This is a genomic window from Streptomyces sp. NPDC018833, assembly GCF_044390825.1.
Lineage (GTDB): Bacteria > Actinomycetota > Actinomycetes > Streptomycetales > Streptomycetaceae > Streptomyces.
This window is the reverse complement of sequence record NZ_JBIRZM010000001.1, coordinates 231,433-249,450: the sequence shown is the minus strand read 5'-3', so window position 1 is coordinate 249,450 and position 18,018 is coordinate 231,433. Positions and strand designations below refer to the sequence as shown.

At 71.4% G+C, this 18,018-nt stretch carries 18 protein-coding genes; 9 read left to right on the top strand and 9 right to left on the bottom strand.

Translation table 11 applies throughout. The features are described 5' to 3' along the window. Positions 1 to 70: 70 nt before the first annotated feature. Together ACH5AF_RS01130 and ACH5AF_RS01125 are read left to right on the top strand one after the other, a co-directional pair. Entirely contained in the window at positions 71 to 580 is a 510-nt protein-coding gene (locus tag ACH5AF_RS01130; protein WP_398899188.1) for a nuclear transport factor 2 family protein, read from the top strand. Positions 581 to 631: 51 nt separating this feature from the next. Continuing rightward, positions 632 to 1,003, top strand: coding sequence for a hypothetical protein (locus ACH5AF_RS01125; protein ID WP_398899187.1), 372 nt, complete (start codon positions 632 to 634; stop codon positions 1,001 to 1,003). A gap of 12 nt (positions 1,004 to 1,015) precedes the next feature. On the opposite strand, the gene ACH5AF_RS01120 is transcribed toward ACH5AF_RS01125, so the two are convergent. After that, positions 1,016 to 1,816 (bottom strand): ABC transporter permease, encoded by an 801-nt coding sequence (locus ACH5AF_RS01120; RefSeq protein WP_398899186.1) that lies wholly within the window; start codon positions 1,814 to 1,816, stop codon positions 1,016 to 1,018. 3 nt (positions 1,817 to 1,819) lie between these two features. Continuing rightward, positions 1,820 to 2,755 carry an ABC transporter ATP-binding protein gene (locus ACH5AF_RS01115; RefSeq protein ID WP_398899185.1) on the bottom strand — a complete coding sequence of 312 codons (936 nt, stop codon included), beginning with the start codon at positions 2,753 to 2,755 and terminating at the stop codon, positions 1,820 to 1,822. Positions 2,756 to 2,864: 109 nt separating this feature from the next. Between ACH5AF_RS01115 and ACH5AF_RS01110 the strand changes: the two genes are divergently transcribed. From ACH5AF_RS01110 to ACH5AF_RS01100, 3 genes are all read left to right on the top strand, one after another. Then, the gene (locus tag ACH5AF_RS01110) at positions 2,865 to 4,052 is read left to right on the top strand and encodes a sensor histidine kinase (RefSeq protein ID WP_398899184.1); all 1,188 of its coding nucleotides are present in this window, start codon (positions 2,865 to 2,867) and stop codon (positions 4,050 to 4,052) included. Between the two features lie 4 nt (positions 4,053 to 4,056). Further along, entirely contained in the window at positions 4,057 to 4,707 is a 651-nt protein-coding gene (locus ACH5AF_RS01105) for a response regulator (RefSeq protein WP_398899183.1), read from the top strand. A gap of 62 nt (positions 4,708 to 4,769) precedes the next feature. Further along, entirely contained in the window at positions 4,770 to 5,171 is a 402-nt protein-coding gene (locus ACH5AF_RS01100; RefSeq protein ID WP_398899182.1) for a YybH family protein, read from the top strand. Between the two features lie 103 nt (positions 5,172 to 5,274). Here the strand turns inward: ACH5AF_RS01100 and ACH5AF_RS01095 are convergent, their stop codons facing one another. The 3 genes from ACH5AF_RS01095 to ACH5AF_RS01085 all read right to left on the bottom strand — a co-directional run bounded on the left by ACH5AF_RS01095 (position 5,275) and on the right by ACH5AF_RS01085 (position 9,521). Further along, positions 5,275 to 6,957: a thiamine pyrophosphate-binding protein gene (locus ACH5AF_RS01095; protein WP_398899180.1), complete on the bottom strand. Its 1,683-nt coding sequence runs from the start codon at positions 6,955 to 6,957 to the stop codon at positions 5,275 to 5,277. Then, positions 6,954 to 7,982, bottom strand: coding sequence for an agmatinase (speB, locus tag ACH5AF_RS01090; RefSeq protein ID WP_398899179.1), 1,029 nt, complete (start codon positions 7,980 to 7,982; stop codon positions 6,954 to 6,956). The genes ACH5AF_RS01095 and speB overlap by 4 nt, the downstream gene beginning before the upstream one ends. A gap of 63 nt (positions 7,983 to 8,045) precedes the next feature. Further along, on the bottom strand, positions 8,046 to 9,521 hold the full coding sequence (locus ACH5AF_RS01085) for a sodium:solute symporter (RefSeq protein ID WP_398899178.1): 1,476 nt from the start codon (positions 9,519 to 9,521) through the stop codon (positions 8,046 to 8,048). Positions 9,522 to 9,653: 132 nt separating this feature from the next. Here ACH5AF_RS01085 and ACH5AF_RS01080 point away from each other — a divergent pair, with 132 nt between their 5' ends. Continuing rightward, on the top strand, positions 9,654 to 11,081 hold the full coding sequence (locus ACH5AF_RS01080) for a PucR family transcriptional regulator (RefSeq protein WP_398899177.1): 1,428 nt from the start codon (positions 9,654 to 9,656) through the stop codon (positions 11,079 to 11,081). Positions 11,082 to 11,220: 139 nt separating this feature from the next. After that, positions 11,221 to 11,682, top strand: coding sequence for a hypothetical protein (locus tag ACH5AF_RS01075; protein WP_398899176.1), 462 nt, complete (start codon positions 11,221 to 11,223; stop codon positions 11,680 to 11,682). Between the two features lie 31 nt (positions 11,683 to 11,713). Here the strand turns inward: ACH5AF_RS01075 and ACH5AF_RS01070 are convergent, their stop codons facing one another. The 4 genes from ACH5AF_RS01070 to ACH5AF_RS01055 form a co-directional block, all read right to left on the bottom strand. Continuing rightward, on the bottom strand, positions 11,714 to 12,496 hold the full coding sequence (locus ACH5AF_RS01070; RefSeq protein WP_398899175.1) for a M48 family metallopeptidase: 783 nt from the start codon (positions 12,494 to 12,496) through the stop codon (positions 11,714 to 11,716). Positions 12,497 to 12,501: 5 nt separating this feature from the next. Continuing rightward, complete coding sequence (locus ACH5AF_RS01065) at positions 12,502 to 16,056, bottom strand: type I restriction endonuclease subunit R (protein ID WP_398899174.1); 3,555 nt, start codon at positions 16,054 to 16,056, stop codon at positions 12,502 to 12,504. Positions 16,057 to 16,159: 103 nt separating this feature from the next. Further along, positions 16,160 to 16,474, bottom strand: coding sequence for a hypothetical protein (locus ACH5AF_RS01060; protein WP_398899173.1), 315 nt, complete (start codon positions 16,472 to 16,474; stop codon positions 16,160 to 16,162). Beyond that, complete coding sequence (locus tag ACH5AF_RS01055; protein WP_398899172.1) at positions 16,471 to 16,788, bottom strand: hypothetical protein; 318 nt, start codon at positions 16,786 to 16,788, stop codon at positions 16,471 to 16,473. Before ACH5AF_RS01055 ends, ACH5AF_RS01060 begins: the two co-directional genes overlap by 4 nt. A gap of 197 nt (positions 16,789 to 16,985) precedes the next feature. On the opposite strand from ACH5AF_RS01055, the gene ACH5AF_RS01050 reads away from it, so the two are divergent. Together ACH5AF_RS01050 and ACH5AF_RS01045 are read left to right on the top strand one after the other, a co-directional pair. Beyond that, positions 16,986 to 17,780, top strand: a complete 795-nt coding sequence (locus tag ACH5AF_RS01050; RefSeq protein ID WP_398899171.1) for a Scr1 family TA system antitoxin-like transcriptional regulator — start codon at positions 16,986 to 16,988, stop codon at positions 17,778 to 17,780. Then, a complete protein-coding gene (locus ACH5AF_RS01045; protein WP_398899170.1) occupies positions 17,773 to 17,994 on the top strand; it encodes a DUF397 domain-containing protein in 222 nt (73 codons plus the stop codon). The genes ACH5AF_RS01050 and ACH5AF_RS01045 overlap by 8 nt, the downstream gene beginning before the upstream one ends. Positions 17,995 to 18,018: the final 24 nt, after the last annotated feature.

The window sequence follows — 18,018 nt, the reverse complement described above, 5'->3', positions numbered from 1 at the left end:
CGCCCACGCCACGAAGGGCGCCGGCGCCACCCTTGACCTCAATCATGCTCGAGGTACCAGGATCGCGGTCATGGACATCACCCAGATGCGGCTCGAGCTGCGCGCGCTGACCGACCGGGCCGAGATCACCGACCTCCTCGCCCGCTACCTCCGCTCCCTGGACGAGGACGTCCTCGACGAGGAGTGGGCCGGCGCCTTCCACACCGAGGACGTCACCGCCGAGATGCCCGTGGGCACGGTCCACGGACGCGACGCCGTGCTGGCGACGGTCGGCCGTGCCATGGGCCTGTTCGACCGGACGGTGCACCTGGGCGGCAGCCCCGTGATCGAGATCGACGGCGACCGGGCCACGGCGCGCGGCCCGCAGTTGAGCACCCACGTCCTGGCGGACGGCTCGAAGGACGTCTTCGTCTCCGCCGGCCTCTCGGAGACGGAGCTGGTCAGGACGGCGGACGGCTGGCGCATCTCGGCGACGGCCCTGCGTGTCGTGTGGACGCGGGGGACTCCGCCGCGTCTGCCGGAGGGACTGGGCCCGCAGGCAGGCGCCGGTTCGCCGGACACGGCCGTGGGTAGTCACTGACGGCGCCCGGGCGGGCATTCGCCCGGACCCTTGCGAGGGAAGGGAGGGGACATGCCCGACGCTCCGCCGAGCCGTGGTCATCTCTGCGGCCAGCTGTACGCGACCCTTCGGGCGCTGGAGGCCCTCGGCGCCGCCCATCGGAAGCTGGCGGGCCTGCGCCCGAACGACAAGGTCAGGACCAGCCCGCTGAAGTGGCTGCCGGGCATGCTCGGCGAGGCGGGTGACCACCTGGTGCGGGCCCGGCGCCGGGGACGCGCATACGGCGCGGCGGCCGACGAGCTGTTCCGGGCCATACCGGACTGCCTCCCGCCCAAGGGGAACCTGCCCGGCTTCCTCCGGGACGAGGAGCCGGAGAGGTTCGACGAGGGGTACCGCCTGCGGATGGCCGCGTACACGGCCGCTCACGGCGCACTGCTGGAGTGATCGGGCAGCGCCTCACGCGTCCCGGCGCATCAGCCGCCGGCCGCCCGCCCACAGGGCCGCCGCCACCCACAGCACCAGGACGCCGGTACCGGTCCAGGAGCCCAGCGGGCCGTCCGGCTCCTGGAGGAGGATCTGCTGCCCGGCCCTGTCGGGCAGGAAGTCGACCCAGCTGCCGCCCTGCGACACGTCGCCGAGGACGAACGACAGCATCAACAGGAACGGGATGAGGATGCCCATGACCGCCGGGGCACTGCGCAGCAGGGCGGCGAGCCCGGCGGCGAACAGGGTGATCAGCGCCAGGTAGAGCCCGCACCCCACGACCGCCCGCAGCGCCCCGGGTGCGCCGATGCCCACGCCGTCGTCGCCCAGGAGCGTCTGACCCAGCGCGAAGCAGGCCGCGCTCGTGGCCAGACCGACCGCGAGCGCCAGCAGTCCGACCACCGCGATCTTGGCCGCCCAGAAGACTCCTCTGCGCGGAACGGCGGCCAGCGAGACGCGGATGCCACCGTCGCGGTACTCACCCGCGACGGCGATCGAGCCGAAGCAGACGGCCGCGATCTGGCCGAAGTTGAGACCGAAGAACGACATGTGGACGGGGTCGAACCCGGGCTCGGACAGCTCTTCGGCGCTGAGCGTCGCGCACATCAGGGCCGAGAACCCGACGGTCGCCGCGAACACGGAGGCGAGCGTGAGGCACTGGGAGCGCACGGTGCGGATCTTCAGCCATTCGGAGCGCAGGACGGGCCGGACGGACAGGGTGGCCGAGGCGCTCGGGGTGGTCGGGGTCGGGGTCGCGGCGGGAACGACGGACATGGTTCATGCCTCCTGTACGGCCGGGGCGGGGCGGGTGGCGGTGTACTCGGCCTCGTCGGCGGTGAGCGCGAGGTATGCGTCCTCCAACGAGGGCTCCTCTGCGGCGAGTTCGAGGATCGGGATGCCTTCCCATGCGGCGAGCGGCCCGATGTCCTCGACCCGCGCGCCGTCGACGGTCCACCGGCCGTCCTCCCCTTCGACGGGGGCGAGCCCCCTGCCGGTGAGGACGGCCCGCAGCCGCGCGCCGTCCGTCGTGCGCAGCCGCACCCGCGGGGTGGTCCAGGCGTCGACGAACTCCCGCATCCCGGTGTCCGCCAGCAGCCGCCCCCGGCCCAGCACGACGAGATGGTCCGCGAACGACGCCGTCTCCCCCATCAGATGGCTCGACACCAGGACGGTCCTGCCCTCCCGGGCCATGTCCCCCATCAGCTCGCGGATCCAGATGATGCCCTGGGGGTCGAGGCCGTTGGACGGTTCGTCCAGCACGATCACCGCCGGGTCGCCGAGCAGCGCCGCGGCGATCCCGAGCCGCTGGCGCATGCCGAGGGAGAACGTCCGGATCCTGCGCCGGGCGACGGACGCGATCCCGGTCCGCTCCAGGACGTCGTCCACCCGCGCCGCCGGAATGCGGCCCGCCGCGGCGAGGATGCGCAGATGGTCGCGGGCGGTCCGCGCCGCGTGCGCGGCCTGCGCGTCGAGCAGCGCGCCGACGTGCCGCATCGGCTCGTCGAGCGCCACGTAGGGACGCCCGCCGATCGTGGCCGTTCCCGAGGTGGGCCGGTCCAGGCCGAGGACCAGGCGCATGGTGGTCGACTTCCCGGCGCCGTTGGGCCCGAGGAAGCCGGTGACACGGCCCGGCCGGACTGTGAACGTCACGCGGTCCAGCGCGCGCCGCCTGCCGTACTCCTTGGTGAGGTCTGTGATGTCGATGCTGGTCATGGCTGCAAGCCTGGCCGGGTGGCGGGTGCCCGGGCCTCCCTCGTCCGTGGAGATCCTCTCCCCCGTGCGGGGGAGCCTCGGACCCCGGAGCCGCTGGCACGATGACGGAATGCTCCGCTTCCTCCGCCCGCTGACCCGGCGGGTCACCTACACCCGCTGGCTGCATCTGCTGATCGGCACCCTCGTGATCGGCGTGTGGCTCTTCATCACGGAGGACGCCCTCTACGTGCCGGTGATGGCGCTCGCGCTGCTGGGTTTCCTTCCGGCGATGCGGCTGGTCGAGGGCCTCCAGGCAAGGCTGCTGCTGTCGCCGTACGGGTACAAGGACGACGCCTCGGGCATCGCCGTGTCCTCGTCGACGACCTGGGCGGACCGGTGGCGGACCGTGCTGTGGCTGGAACTCCGGCTCGGCCTCGGGGTGCTGACCGGCCGCGCAACGGTCCACCTGCTCGGGCTCTCGTTCGACCTCGCGCTGCAGGCGCGCGGCGGCAGCGCCGACTCGGGTTCACTCGTCCCCCTGCCGGCCGGCGACGGCCACTGGTGGTACGCACTGCTCGTCCCCGTACCGATCGCACTCCTCCTCGCCTTCGTCGTCGGGCTCGGCGAGCTGATCGCCTTCCTCGCCCGCCGGCTGCTGGGCCCCTCGGCGGCGGAACGTCTCGCCGCCCTGGAGGAGCGCACCGAGCAACTCCTCGAACGCAACCGCATCGCCCGTGAGCTGCACGACTCGATCGGGCACGCGCTGACCGTGGCGGTGGTGCAGGCGGGTGCGGCACGGGCGGCGGGGAACGCGGAGTTCACCGAGCGCGCGCTGTCCGCGATCGAGGAGACCGGGCGCAGTGCGCTGGAGGACCTGGAACGCGTGCTGCTCGTGCTGCGCGAGTCCGGGCAGCCCGTCGGCAGCCGCCCCACGCTCGCCGACGCCGACCGGCTGCTGGAGTCGGCGCGCGCGTCCGGCGCCGAGGTGGACGCCGAGGTGACCGGCCCGCTGACGCAGGTGCCGGGGCCGGTGTCCCGGGAGGGCTACCGCATCGTCCAGGAGGCCCTGACCAATGTCCTGCGGCACGCGGGTCCGGTGCCGACGCGCGTGCGGATAGCCGTCGCGGACGGCCGGCTCGAGCTGGAGGTGCAGAGCGCGCTCGCCGGGCCCGTCGCCCCTGTCGCGGCGGGCTCCCGCGGCAGTGGGCTGCGCGGCATCCGGGAGCGGGCGGCGCTGCTCGGTGGGGAGGCGACGACGGGTCCGCACGAGGGCCGGTGGAGGGTGCGGGTGGGGCTGCCGCTGGACGGCCTACGCTGAGCGGGTGCCGATCACCGTACTGCTTGTCGACGACGAACCACTCGTACGGGCGGGCCTGCGTGCCGTGCTGGAGGCGCAGCCGGACATCGAGGTGGCCGGCGAGGCCGCGGACGGCGCGGCCGTCATCCCGCTGGTACGGCAACTGCGGCCGGACGTCGTGGCGATGGACGTCCGGATGCCGCTGCTCGACGGTATCGAGGCGACCCGCGCGGTCCTGCGGACCGTCGACGACCCGCCCAAGATCCTGGTGGTCACGACGTTCGAGAACGACGAGTACGTGTACGAGGCGCTGCGTGCGGGCGCCGACGGCTTCCTGCTCAAGCGGGCCCGCCCGGCCGAGATCGTGCACGCGGTGCGGCTGGTCGCGGAGGGCGAGTCGCTGCTCTTCCCCGCGGCGGTCCGCTCGCTGGCCGCCGAGTACGGGACCACGGCGGCACGCTCGGCGATGGAGCGGGCCGCCCTGACGGACCGCGAGGCGGCGGTGCTGCGGCTGATGGCACGGGGCATGTCCAACGCGGAGATCGCCGCGCAGCTGGTCGTCGGCACGGAGACCGTCAAGACGCACGTGAGCGCCGTGCTGGCCAAACTGGGGGCGAGGGACCGGACGCAGGCGGTCATCGCGGCGTACGAGTCGGGGTTCGTCACTCCGGCGTGAGCGATGAGTTCCACGGCGCGGCCGAGTCCCCTCTGCGGGGGGCCGTCGAGGGGAGCAGTGCCATGGGCAGCGACGAACAGCAGATCCGGACCCTGATCGAGCAGTGGGCCCGGGCCGTCCACCAGGGCGATCTGGAAGGCGTGCTGGTGGACCACGCCGACGACATCGTCATGTTCGACGTGCCGCCGCCCCACGAGGGCATCCGCGGCATCGACGCCTACCGCGAGACATGGCCGCCGTTCTTCGGGTGGCAGGCGACGCAGGACGCGTCGTTCGAGATCCTGTCCCTCGACGTCACCGCCGGCGACGACGTCGCCTTCGCGCACGCGCTGCTGCGCTGCGGGACCCCGAAGGAGCTGGCCGAGCACCCGGAGACTCGGCTGCGGCTGACCATGGGACTCCGCAGGGAGCGGGGCCGCTGGGTGGTCGCGCACGAGCACCATTCGTTCGCCGCCACGACCTGACGGACCGCGGCCTGCCCCACGAGCCGGACCCCGCCGCCCCGGGGGAGTCGGGCGGCGGGGTCGGCGGACCGGGTCGCCGGGGCGGGGCCGGCGGGCGGGTCGGTCAGAGGTGCGTCGGCGCGAACATCCGCAGCAGGGCCGGGAGCACCACCACCGAGGGGCCGGGCTGGGCCAGGGCCTTGGCCAGGTCCTCGGACAGCGTCTCCGGGGTCGTACGGGTCGCCGGCACGCCGAAGGACTCGGCGAGCGCCACGAAGTCCGGACGCGCCAGTTCCGTCGCCGTCGCCCTGCCGAACGCGTCCGTCATGTACTCGCGCAGGATGCCGTAGCCGCCGTCGTCCACGATCAGCCAGGTGACCGGCAGGTCGTACTGGCGGGCCGTGGCGAGCTCCGCGATCGAGTACATCGCGCCGCCGTCGCCCGAGACGGCGAGGACGGGACGCGTGGGGTCGGCGGCTGCCGCGCCGAGCGCGGCCGGGAAGCCGTAGCCGAGGCCGCCGGCGCCCTGGGCGGAGTGCATCGTGTTCGGGCGGCGGGCGTCGAAGGCGGACCAGGCCCAGTACGCGAGGATCGTCATGTCCCAGAAGCTGGGCGAGTCGTCCGGCAGTGCCTCGCGCACGGAGGCGAGGATCTGCTGCTCCAGGGTCAGTTCCTGGGCGGCGATCCGGTCGCCGACCTTGGCGAGGACCTCGCGTACGGCGTCGGCGGCCGACGGGTCGCGGCGCTCCTCCACCGTCTCCAGCAGAGCGGACAGCGCGAGGCGGGCGTCCGCGTGGATGCCGAGGCCGGCGTGGTTGGACTCCAGCTTGCCGAGGTCGGCATCGATCTGGATCACGCGGCCGCGCGGGGCGAACGTGTGGTAGTTCGACGACAGTTCGCCGAGGCCGGAGCCGACGACGAGCAGCACGTCGGCCGACTCCAGGAAGTCGGTCGTATGGCGGTCCTCCAGCCAGGACTGGAGGGACAGCGGGTGCTCCCAGGGGAACGCGCCCTTGCCGCCGAAGGTGGTGACGACCGGTGCGTCGATCCTCTCGGCGAGCGCGCGCAGCTTGCCGGACGCGTCGGAGCGTACGACTCCGCCGCCCGCGACGATCACCGGGCGGGTGGCGGTGGACAGCAGGTGCGCGGCGACGGCGGTCAGTTCGGGGCGCGGTACGACGTCCTCGGGCCCGGCGTCCATCGCCGTGACGACCGGCAGGGTGGTCTCGGCGAGCAGCACGTCCTGCGGGATCTCGACCCAGACCGGTCCGTGCGGCGCGGTCAGCGCCGACTCCCACGCCGCCGCGATCGCCGACGGGATCTGCGAGGCGGTGCGCACGGTGTGCACGGACTTGACGATGTCGCGGAACGACGCCTGCTGGTCGCGCAGTTCGTGCAGGTAGCCGTGGCGCCCGCCGCCGAGTCCGGCCGTGGGGACCTGACTGCCGATCGCGAGCACGGGCGCCGACGCTGCGGCGGACTCCTGGAGCGCGGCGAGCGACATCAGGGCGCCAGGGCCGGTGGACAGCAGCAACGGTGCCGCCTCGCCGGTGATGCGGCCGTAGGCGTCGGCGGCGAAGCCCGCGTTGTTCTCTACGCGCAGCCCGACGTAGCTCAGCGACGAGCGGCGCAGCGCGTCGAACATGCCGAGCGCGTGCTGGCCGGGCAGGCCGAAGACGGTTGTCGCGCCGAGTCCTTGGAGGGTCTCGACGACGAGGTCACCGCCGTTGCGCCCGGCGGGCGGGTTCAGCGCGGCCTCAATCTGGGCGGCGGTGGGCCGCAGCACCAGGTCGTGGTCGTGGGTCACTTGGTCCCGGCCTCCGTGTTCCTGGCCTCCGTGTTCCCGGCCTCCGTGTTCCCGGCCTCCGTGTTCCTGGCCTCCGCGATCTGGCGGGACATGATCGTCGTCAGCTCGTAGGCCGTGTGCGAGGCGGCGACGGCGGTGATCTCGGCGTGGTCGTACGCCGGGGCCACCTCCACCACGTCCGCCGAGACCAGGTTGCAGGAGGCGAGGCCGCGCAGGATCTCCAGGAGCTCGCGGGAGGTCATGCCGCCCGCCTCCGGGGTGCCGGTGCCGGGCGCGTGCGCGGGGTCGAGGCAGTCGATGTCGATGGAGATGTAGAGCGGGCGGTCGCCGATGCGCTGGCGCAGCTGGTCGGCGACCTCGTCGGCACCGCGGCGGTAGATGTCGGCGGAGGTGACGATGCCGAAGCCCATCTTCTCGTCGTCGGTCAGGTCCTGCTTGCCGTACAGGGGGCCGCGGGTGCCGACGTGGGACAGCGCCTCGGTGTCGAGGATGCCCTCCTCGACGGCCCGGCGGAACGGGGTGCCGTGCGTGTACTCCGCGCCGAAGTACGTGTCCCAGGTGTCCAGGTGCGCGTCGAAGTGGAGCAGGGCGACCGGGCCGTGCTTCTTGGCGACGGCGCGCAGCAGCGGCAGGGCGATGGTGTGGTCACCGCCGAGCGTCATCATCCGCGCGCCGGTGCCGAGCAGGTCGTCCGCCGCGGCCTCGACGGTCTCGACGGCCTCGTGGATGTTGAACGGGTTGGCCGCGATGTCGCCGGCGTCGGCGACCTGGGCGAGCGCGAAGGGCGAGGCGTCCTGCGCCGGGTTGTAGGGGCGCAGGAGCCTCGACGCCTCACGGATGGCGTTGCCGCCGAAGCGCGCACCGGGTCGGTAGGAGACCCCGGAGTCGAAGGGGACGCCGACGACGGCGACGTCGGCGGTGCCGACCTCGTCGAGCCGGGGCAGCCGGGCGAACGTGGCGGGTCCGGCGTACCGCGGGATGCGGGACGAGTCGATCGGACCGCGCGGCTGCTCGTTGCTGCTCATAGGGATGCCTTCCTTCTCGCGCTTCGTTGCGCTTACAGATATTTTTGGTGCGTTTGTACGACTTTAACTGTTCGCGGTGGCGGGCTCGGCCGCCGGGGTCCCCGCCTCCGTCTCGTCGCCGCCGCGGCCCGCGAGGCGCTCGCGCCAGTTCGCGAGCACCGCGGCGTCCGTCGGGCGGGTCAGCAGGCTGATGATCACGTAGGCGGCGAGCGAGGAGAGCAGGCCGTAGTAGACGGGCTGGTTGGCGAGGATGCCGTACACCGCCATCAGGCCGATGACCGAGAGGCCGCCGACGACCACGGAGGCGAGCGCGCCCTGCACGGTGCCGCGCTTCCACAGCAGGCCGCCGAGGATGGGCACGAGCAGGCCGCCGACGAGCAGGTTGTAGGCCACGGTCAGCGCTTCGACGACGTTGTTGAGCGCGATGGCGACGCAGATGACGGCGATGCCCATGAGGAGGATGAAGGCGCGGTTGCCCTTCACCTCGTCGTGCGCGCGTTCCCTGTGCGCGAGGCCGCGCAGCCGCGACCAGATGTCGTTGTTGGCGACGGTGGCGCAGGCGATCAGTGCGCCGGACGAGGTCGACATGACGGCGGCGAGGGCCGCCGCGAGCACCAGGCCGCGCACGCCCATGGGCAGTTCGTCCTTGACGATGGTGGCGAAGGCGTCGTCGGCGTTGGCGAGATCGGGGTAGAGGACCTTGGCGGCCGTACCGATGACGGCGCCGGCGAGGGCGTACACCAGGCAGTACGTGCCGGCCACGGTGCCGCCGTAGCGGGCGACCTTGTCGCTGCGCGCGGTGAACACCCGCTGCCAGATGTCCTGCCCGATCAGCATGCCGAAGGTGTAGATCAGGACGTAGGTGAAGATCGTCTCGCCGCCGATGCCGAGCGGGGCGAAGTAGTCGGTGGGCAGCGCGGCCTTCATCTCGCTGAAGCCGCCCGCCTTGACGACCGCGATGGGCAGCAGGAGCAGCAGCACACCGATCGTCTTGACGACGAACTGCACCATGTCGGTGAGGGTGATCGACCACATGCCGCCGAGGGTCGAGTAGGCGACGACGATCGCGCCGCCGAGGACGATCGAGGCGGCGCGGTTGATGTCGAAGAGCACGTCGAAGATCGTGGCGTACGCGATGGTCGAGGTGACGGCGAGCATCAGCGTGTACGCCCACATCACGACGCCGGAGATGACGCCCGCCGTGCCGCCGTAGCGCAGGTCGAGCATCTCGGAGACGGTGTAGACCTTCAGCCGGGCGATGCGCGCGGAGAAGAGGACGGACAGGGCGAGCAGTCCGAGTCCGATGGTGAAGACCATCCAGGCGCCCGAGAGTCCGTACTTGTAGCCGAGGCCGACGCCGCCGATGGTGGACGCGCCGCCGAGGACGATGGCGGCCATGGTCCCGGAGTACATCCACGGGCCGAGGCGGCGGCCCGCGACCAGGAACTCGCTCTTGGACTTGGCACGGCGCATGCCCCACCAGCCCATGCCGAGCATGCCGGCCAGATAGACGACGATCACTGCGTAGTCGACAGCCATCGGCTTTCCTTCCGTCTCGTCCCCCGGAACGGTCCTGACGCGCGCTTGTGAGAGTCGACGGTAGGTGGCCGGAAAGAGTCGCAGAAGTGTACTTTTTATCCACCCTCTCCGCCCCGAGTGGATGGATTGTCCATGCCTGAGCCCGCAGCTGCCCCGCCCACCCCGCCGATCCCCCTGGCCTCGCTGCTCGCCGACGCGGATCTGGGGCTACGGCAGGTCGCGGGCCCGCCGGCGGCCGAGGGCACGGCCGTGCACATGGTCCACACCTCCGAGATGGCGGACCCGTATCCGTATCTGCTGGGCGGCGAGCTGCTGCTGAGCGCGGGCGTACTGCTGAAGGACGCCGACCGGTACGTGGCGCGGATCGTCGAAGCGGGGGCCGCGGCGCTCGGATTCGGGCTCGCGCCCGTGTACGACACGGTTCCGGCCGAGCTGGTCGACGCGTGCGACCGGCGCGGACTGCCCCTTCTGGAGGTGCCGCCACGCACCACGTTCACGGCCGTCGCACGTGCCATGTGGCGGCTGATGGCAGAGGCACGCCACCGCGAGCTGCGCCGGGTGACGCAGGCGCAGCAGGGTCTGGCCGCGGCGGCCGCCCGCCCCGACCCGGTCCCCGCGGTGCTGCACCAACTGGCGGTGCGGCTGGAGGGGTGGGCGGTCCTGCTGGACGCCGACGGCACCCGGCTGTACGCGGCGGGCCGCGAACCGGGGCCGGACGCGGTGGCGGGGGTGGCCCGCCTGGCACGGGTGGTCAGCCCCGGCGCCTCCCCGCGTCCGGCCCCGGCCTCCGCGACGGACCTCGTGGACGCCGGCCACCTGTCCGCATACGCGCTCGGCGGAGGCGAGGGCCTGGTCCTGGGCCTGGCCACGCCGGCCAGGGAGGCCGGGGACCACACCGTCGCCGGAGTCGCCGTCGTCCTGCTCTCCCTGCTCACCGCTCCCCAGCAGGGCACGGACGCGGGCAGCCGCAGCGCCGCGCTCGTACGGCTGCTGCTCGGCGCGAGCCCCGCCGCCACGGCCCCGCTCCTCGGCCCCGGCCCGTGGACCGTGGTCCACGCACGCGGCGGCGACCGCACCGCCTTCGCCGCCACGGCGCTCGGCGCGGCACTCGGCAGCGCGCTGGTCGACCCCGACGCGGACGGCTCCGTACGGATCCTTCTCCCCGCCGCCCGCGAGGTCACCGCGCAGCCCGGCTGGACGCTCGGCATCAGCGCCCCGTCCGACCCGGCCGCCCTGCCCGCTGCCGACACCCAGGCCGCACGTGCCGTACGGCACGCCGTCGCGACGCGCAGGGATCTGGTCCGGCACCGGGAGACGGCCCCCCTCTCACCCGGCGAGGCACGCCTGCGCCTCGCGCCGCTGACCGACTCCCCCGTGCTCGTCGAGACGCTGCGCACCTGGCTGTCGCTGCACGGCAGCTGGGACCGCACGGCGGCGGCGATGGACATCCACCGCAACACGGTGCGCCAGCGCATCGCACGCGCCGCGAGGCTGCTGGAGGAGGACCTGGACGACGTGGACGTCCGGATGGAGCTGTGGTTCGCGCTGCGGCACGGGTGAGTACCGGAGGTCCAGGTTTCGCGGGGAGCCCACGGCTCTTCGGCGACAGGGGTTCCGTGGGAAGCCCACGACTCTCCTGCCGGAGGACTGTGGAAACAAACCCAACTCCCTTCGCCCTCAGGTGTGTTGGAATTCCTGCATGGCCACTCCCGATGACGGAACCGTGCTGCTGGACCCGGACGAGCCCGCACGGCGCCTGCGCGAAGAGATCGTGCGACTGCGCGACGAAGCGACACGCCAGAAGGAACTCGCCCATCGCCGGGCGGAGTTCTGGACGAAGGCCGACATCGCCCTCGGCTTCCCCGCGGCCCTCCTCGCCGGCACGGCCGGAGCGGCGGGCCTGGCCACGGCGGACGCCCGCGTCCCCGCGGCGCTGCTCGCCCTCGCCTCGGCCGGTTTCGCGGCGGGCGCGGGCTTCCTCCGCAGCGACACCCGCCGCAGGGCCAACAAGCGCGCCCGGCACGCATGGGCGGCGACGGAGGGCAGGGCGACGGTGAAGCTGGCCCAGGAACACCTGACGCCCCAGGACCTGGTCGAACTGCTCGATTTCCGCCAGGCGGCACTCGCCGCCTACGACGGCGACGATCCCCCGTCGGCCTGAGCGGAACTGCCGGGCGGTGTACCAGTTCGGGCTACGCGATCTCGCCCATCCACATCCGCCGCCCCAGTTCGTCCAGCTCGGCTCGCCGCTCCTCGTACTCAGGCAGCGCCTGGCCGACCAGCCGCCAGAAGTCCGCACGGTGCCCAGGCACCCGCACATGCGCCAGCTCGTGTGCGACCACATAGTCCACGAGGTGCATCGGAAGCTGGAAGAGGGGCCACCCGAGGCTCATCCGACCTGCGCCGCGCTCCCCTTCACCCGGCCGGTAGCTGCCCCAGCGCCCGCCGAGGTCGCTCACATGCAGTTCCGGCTCGGCGACCGCCATTCTGGCCGCCCACGGCTGAAGTCGCCCCGCAGCCCAGGCGCTGCCCACCCGGCAGTACCAGTCGACGAGAGCCGCCCTGCCGCGGTCCGGCTCCGCTGCCTGCTCCTCGCTCACTATGAGGCGTCCGGCGACCAGACGGACCTCGGTGTCTGCCGGGCGGTCCGGATCGATGGTGAGACGGTATGTCCGCCCGAGGTACCGAAAGATCTCGCCCTCGACAAGGCGCTTGGCAGGATTGAGCGGGCGGGTCCGCTCTCGCAGAGCAAGCTTGGTCATCAGCCAGGACCTGTGAGCGCGCACGAACCGCTCCGCGTCGGCCGCGGGGCAGCCTTCCGGCGCATGCAGCGTCAGCACTGCGTCCATCTCCACGGTCAGCGCGAACCGTTTGCGGCGAGGACTGACCCGGACGTTCAGTGCCAAACCGTCCACGGCGAGCCGGTCCCCCTCGGTGAGGGCCGGCGAATTGCGGTCGGCGGTGATGACGGTCACCCGGCCTATTCTCCCCGGGACCTGGCCAGAAACTGCGCTTGGTTCCGCGCGGCGTAGGCGGCAAGCCTTTCCGCGACCGCCTTCAGCGGTGCCCAGTCCGTGGCGGCGGGCCTCAGACCACCCTTGATGAGCTGCTGCTGGATGTCCAGAGCCAGGGCGCTGAGGTCCTGGTGCTGCCCCTGGTAGGACGCCTTGCCCATGGTCTGGGCAGCGACATCGCAGACAGCGCCGACGAGAGGCCGGATGTCCCCGTCGCCACGTGCGACTCCTGGTGTCTCGTCCAGTTCCTTGTCCAGCAGCCGGTACACCCGTTGCTCCAGCGAACTGAGCCCGGCCAGCCTCGGGTCCTCTTCTTCCTGGCGGCGTGCCTCTTCGAAGAGCGGACCGAACTCCTCGATCTGCTCCTCGAAGCGTCCGGGCATCTCGCGCAGGATCTCCTCCAGCCGCTCGGAGAGCCGGTCGTACTTCTCCGGGTCCTCGCGCTTGACCCGTTCCTCCAAGTGGAAGCGGAGAGCGTGCCCCATTTCGGCCGCCGCCTCACGCGGGGGCATCGCGCACACCTTCTCGTCGAAGAGCGGGGACGACAGCGAGACGGGCGCGATGACCTCGTCGATCTCCGGCCCCTCCAGATGGTCGGCGATCATCGCGCGGACCTTACGGCCGTAGGTGCGCATGGTGAACCTGCCGCCCGGACCGTCACGGTGGAGGGTGCGGATGCGCTTCTGCAGGATGCCCCAGCGCCGCGCCTCGCCCACGTACTTCAGACCATGCTCGTGCGGCAGCACACGCTCCAGTGCGGTGAGGAACTTGTGCAGCACCTCGTCGTAGCCGAAACGCACCGCCTCGTCGTCGAAGGACAGGGCGGCGGAGCGGACGGCGTCGAAGTCCGTGAGGTCCGCGTCGTCGATGCCGTGTGCGGCGAGATACCGGCGCACGGACTCCGCGGCCGGCTCAAGGCCGTCGATCTCGTCGGACATGCTGCGCATCGTGTCGTCGACGTCGGCCTGCTGGTAGTCGGCGAGGGCCCCGGTCAGATGCTCGAAGACGCCGTAGTAGTCGACGACATAGCCGATCTCCTTGCCCGGCATGGGCCGGTTCACCCGGGCCACGGCCTGGAGCAGCTCGGCGTCCCGGATGGGCCGGTCCAGGTAGAGGACCTGTTCGCGGGGCGCATCGAACCCGGTGAGCAGCATGGACTTGACGATGAGGAACGCTATGGGGCTCTCGGGGTGCACGGGGTCGGGCACGGTGCCCGCCTTCACCTCCTGTTGCCCGGCCTCTTCCTGCGACCACGGATGGTCTCCCATCCCGTCCGGCCCCGGCATGTCCGGTGCGGGCACGTGGAACGGGGTGGTCAGGACCCAGTCGGGCTCCGGCGGCACAGCGGGGAACACCTTGTGGAAGCGCTCGATGTAGGCCGCCTGCCGCACCGGATCCGTCCAGTGGAGCCAGCGGCGGCGCTTGCGCTCCGCGTCCGGGGAGATGACCGGTACGAAGTCGATCCGGCGCAGCAGGGAGCGGTACTGATGCGCCTGGAACAGGTACCGCGTTCGCCTGGGCAGTTCCTCGACCGGGATACCGGCGACCGACTCCGGCCGGAAGGCGGCCAGTTCGGCCATGAGGTTGTCGCGAGCCGCGCGCAGCGCGTGGTGGTACTCGACGGCCGCCTTGCGACTGAGGGCAGCGACCTGCGCCTTGAAACCGCCACCAGGCAGCACCCAGGTCACCCAGTGCTCCAGCATGTCCTCGGCCTTGGCCCGGATCATCGGCCGGGACTCGGCGACGTCCCGTTCGGTGGGCCAGCGCCGCAGCAGTTCGGCGCGTTCCTCCGGCGTACGGTCCCGGATCAGGTCCTCGAAGCCCTGGTCCAGCCCGTCCTTTTCGAAGATCTTCCCCTCGCCCGTGCGCCCCTCGTAGCGGATGCGCACGACGACGCCGTCGCGCTCGGCGTCCGCCATCCGGTAGGTGTCGAGGAACCTCCGGTCGGGTCCACCGCTGAAGATGCGGCGGGTGTCCTCGGTCTGGCCGGTCATGATCGGAGTGCCGGTGAAACCGATCTTCGCCGCGTTGGGGATCGCCTTGCGCAGGGCCGCGTGCAGCAGGCTGGTGTGCGAGCGGTGGGCCTCGTCGACGAGGACGAGGATGTCGGGCGACGTGTTGCACTCGGGGAAGTTCGGCACCGGCGGCAGCTTGGCGGCCCGGCGCTCACGCCGGGCGCGTTCGGCGTCCTCGTACTCCTGGGCCAGGTTCCGGTCGTCCCCGCCCCCTTCGGTCTCCCCGGCGAAGGTGAAACCGCCCGCCCCGTACTTCTGGATCATCGCGAAGACGACGCGTCGGCCGCCGTCGCGGAGCAGTCCTTCCATCTGGGTCGCCGTCTCGGCCGTCTCGACGTCGGACTCGCTCAGCTTGAGCGTGCGGGAGAGCTGGTCCTGCAGCTGTCTGCGGTCGGTGACCACGACCACGGTGAACTCACTGAGCCGGTGGTGCAGATGCATCCGGCGTACGAGGAACGTCATGGTCAGGCTCTTGCCGGAGCCCTGCGTATGCCAGATGACTCCGCCGCGCTCGTCCTCCGGGACGGATCCGCCCCGCGTCCTGCCGTTGAGCAGTTTGCGGACGGCCTTCTCCGCGGCCCGGTACTGCTGGTGCCGGGCGACCGCCTTGACCATTCGGGTCCCGCCGGAGTCCGTCTCGACCGGCAGGGGGATGATGTAGTGCCGTACGACGGTGAGCAGCGCGGCGGGCCGCAGCACGACGCCGACGAGCTTGTGCCGCTCGTTGAGCTTGCCGATGCCGTCGGGCAGTTCGGCGCTGAGCGTCGCCTTGTCTTCCGGTTCGACGCTGCGCCATGGGTGGAAGTGCTCAGGTGTGGAAGTGACGGTACCGAGGTACGCCGTCTCGGCGGTGGCCGCCACCAGTAGCTGCACGGTGCGGAACAGTTCGGGTACACCGGCGGGCTGCGGCAGGTCGGAGCCGTCACGCTCGTCGTCCGCGAGCGGGGCGCCCGCGTAGTGCCGCAGATCGAGGACGGCACTGCGGATCGGGTCGGCGAGGTCGGGGCTCTTGCACTCGACGGCGACGAGCGGGATGCCGTTCACGAACAGGACGATGTCGAGGATCGACTCCTCGCCGGAACGGTTCCTTACGCGGAGCTGGTCGACGACGGTGAACTCGTTGAGGCCGAGCCGCTCTTCGTGCCACTCGATGTACTGCACGGTCGCCGAGGGCCCGCCGTGCGCGGACGACGGGCCGGCGAGGAGCAGACCGCTGAGAAGCAGGTCGGTGGCGGCGAAGTTCGCCTTGTCGACACCCTCCCCGAGGGAGACGGAGGCCAGCTCGGTGAGGGACCGTTTGACGTCTGTGTCGTCCATCCACGGCTTGCCGTCTGTCGCACGCCTGTTGATACGGCGCAGGGCCGCGCCCGCTTTGTCGGCGAGCAGGGGCAGCGTGGCGTCCAGCGTGCCGATCTCCTTGCCGCGGACGTGCTCCCATCCCATCGCCTTGAGCTGCGCGACGATCGGCCGCTCCACCTCGTCCCGCTCGACCTGCATCGCCGCCATGCCCCGCGCCCCTCTGCCTTGCCGTCGCCACCGCCGCGCCCGCTCAGGTGATCCATTCTGCGCCAATGGGTGGCAGGCGGGGGCGAGTTCAGGCGGCAGAGCACTATGCGGGTCCTTCAGCGCCTCCCGGGACATGAGCCAGCCGCGCACCTCGGCTCCGGGCGATGCGGTGCACATCGCGCAGCGACTCGGCCATGCGGGCCACGACGTAGCGAAGTTGTTCAGGCGTGGCCTGGCGGTCACGCAGCAGGTCGTCGACATGGTCGAGGAGGTCGGTCGCCATGCCGAGCTGGACGCTCTCGACATTGTCAGCGACTCGGGAGACATAGCCGTTGCCGTCTCCGAGGAGATAGCAGGGTTTGCCTTCTGGGCCGCCCCACGGGAGCAGGCGGACGACTTCGCTGATGTGACGGGTCATGCCGTCACCTCCATTCCGTGGATGACGCGCGGGCCGATGTCGATGCCGTGCACGGCGAGCCACAGGGCACGGCGGCGGGCCCTTTGTCGGCGGGCCTCGGCGCGTTGCTGTTCGTGGGCAACGAGGTAGGGGCGGACGAGCGGACTGTCCTCGCCCCGGTAGTACGGGCGTGGGGCGCAGGTGGGATATGGCGGGACGGTTGCGGCGTTACGGCCGCACTCGGGCGGGGTGCCATGCGCCCGGTGGCGTCCGGGCGGGGCCGGCCAGAGGAGCCGCAGCAGCGGATCGAGCAGGCGGGCGATACGGTGCAACACATCGTCAACTCCTGTGTCAGTTGAGGGCCACGCCCCCGGACCGTCGCCACGGTCGCGGGGGTCTTGCGCATGCATCTCCACCGAGCCGTTGGGCCGGTGCTTCGCTCTGTAGCGATTCACTCACAGCGTGAGACCGCTCGGGCTACCCTGACCAGGGGGTTCGGTGTGACAGAGCGTTTGTCACAAGGGAGTTGACGATGAGCAACATGTATGGGGAATGGTTGAAGGCCCAACGTGAGGCAGTCGGCCTCACGCAACAGGAGCTGGCCGAGTCGGCGATCATGACGCGTTCGCACATCGCCCACATCGAGGCGGGCCGGCGCATCCCGTCGAAGGAGGACGCGCGGAGGCTGGACAGGGCGCTGAACACGGGAAACGTACTGAGCAGCTTCCTGCCGGAAGAGGACGTGGCGGTCGCGGACTACTTCGAGGCGGCGCGTCAGCTCGAACAACAGGCGACGGTGATCCTGGAGTTCGCACTGTCCCTCGTGCCAGGCATCCTGCAGACCGAGGCGTACGCCCGTGCGGTTCTGCGGCCTGGGTTCCCACCCCGGAGTGAAGAGGAATGTGACAGGCTCCTTGTCACACGGCTGGAGCGAGGAAAGGTCCTCTCCAACCCAGTTACGCCGCTAGTCTGTGTCCTCCTGGACGAGGCGGTGCTGCGCCGCCGTGTCGGAAGCCCCGAGATCATGGCGGAGCAACTGACCCACATCGTCCGCCTGGCGGAGAACGAGCGCGTTCGCGTGCACGTCCTTCCCTTCGGAGTCGGCTACCACCAGCTGCTCCAGGGGATGCTGTCGCTGATGATGTTCAACGACCAGCCCCCGGTCGCCTACGGCGAGGGTGTCCTCATGGGCAGGTTGCACGACTCCCCTGCCCTGGTTGAGACGTTGCAGCGCACCTACACTCTCGCCTTGGGCGACGCGCTCCCCCGCCAGGAATCGGTCGCCCTACTGAGAGCGACGGCAAAGGAATACGGGCAATATGACTGACCACACCATCCCGAACGCAGCCGCACTGAACGGCTGGCGCAAGTCGTCGTACAGCAGCGGTGACGGGGGCAGTTGTGTGGAGGTCCTGGACGACTACCCATCGGGCGTCCCGGTGCGCGACTCCAAAACCCCGCACGGTCCCGCGTTGGTCTTCCCAGTCGCTTGCTGGTCAACGTTCGTCACAGCTACGAAGGGCAACGAGTTCCTCACCTGACCGATCGACGCCCGGCGTTTCGCA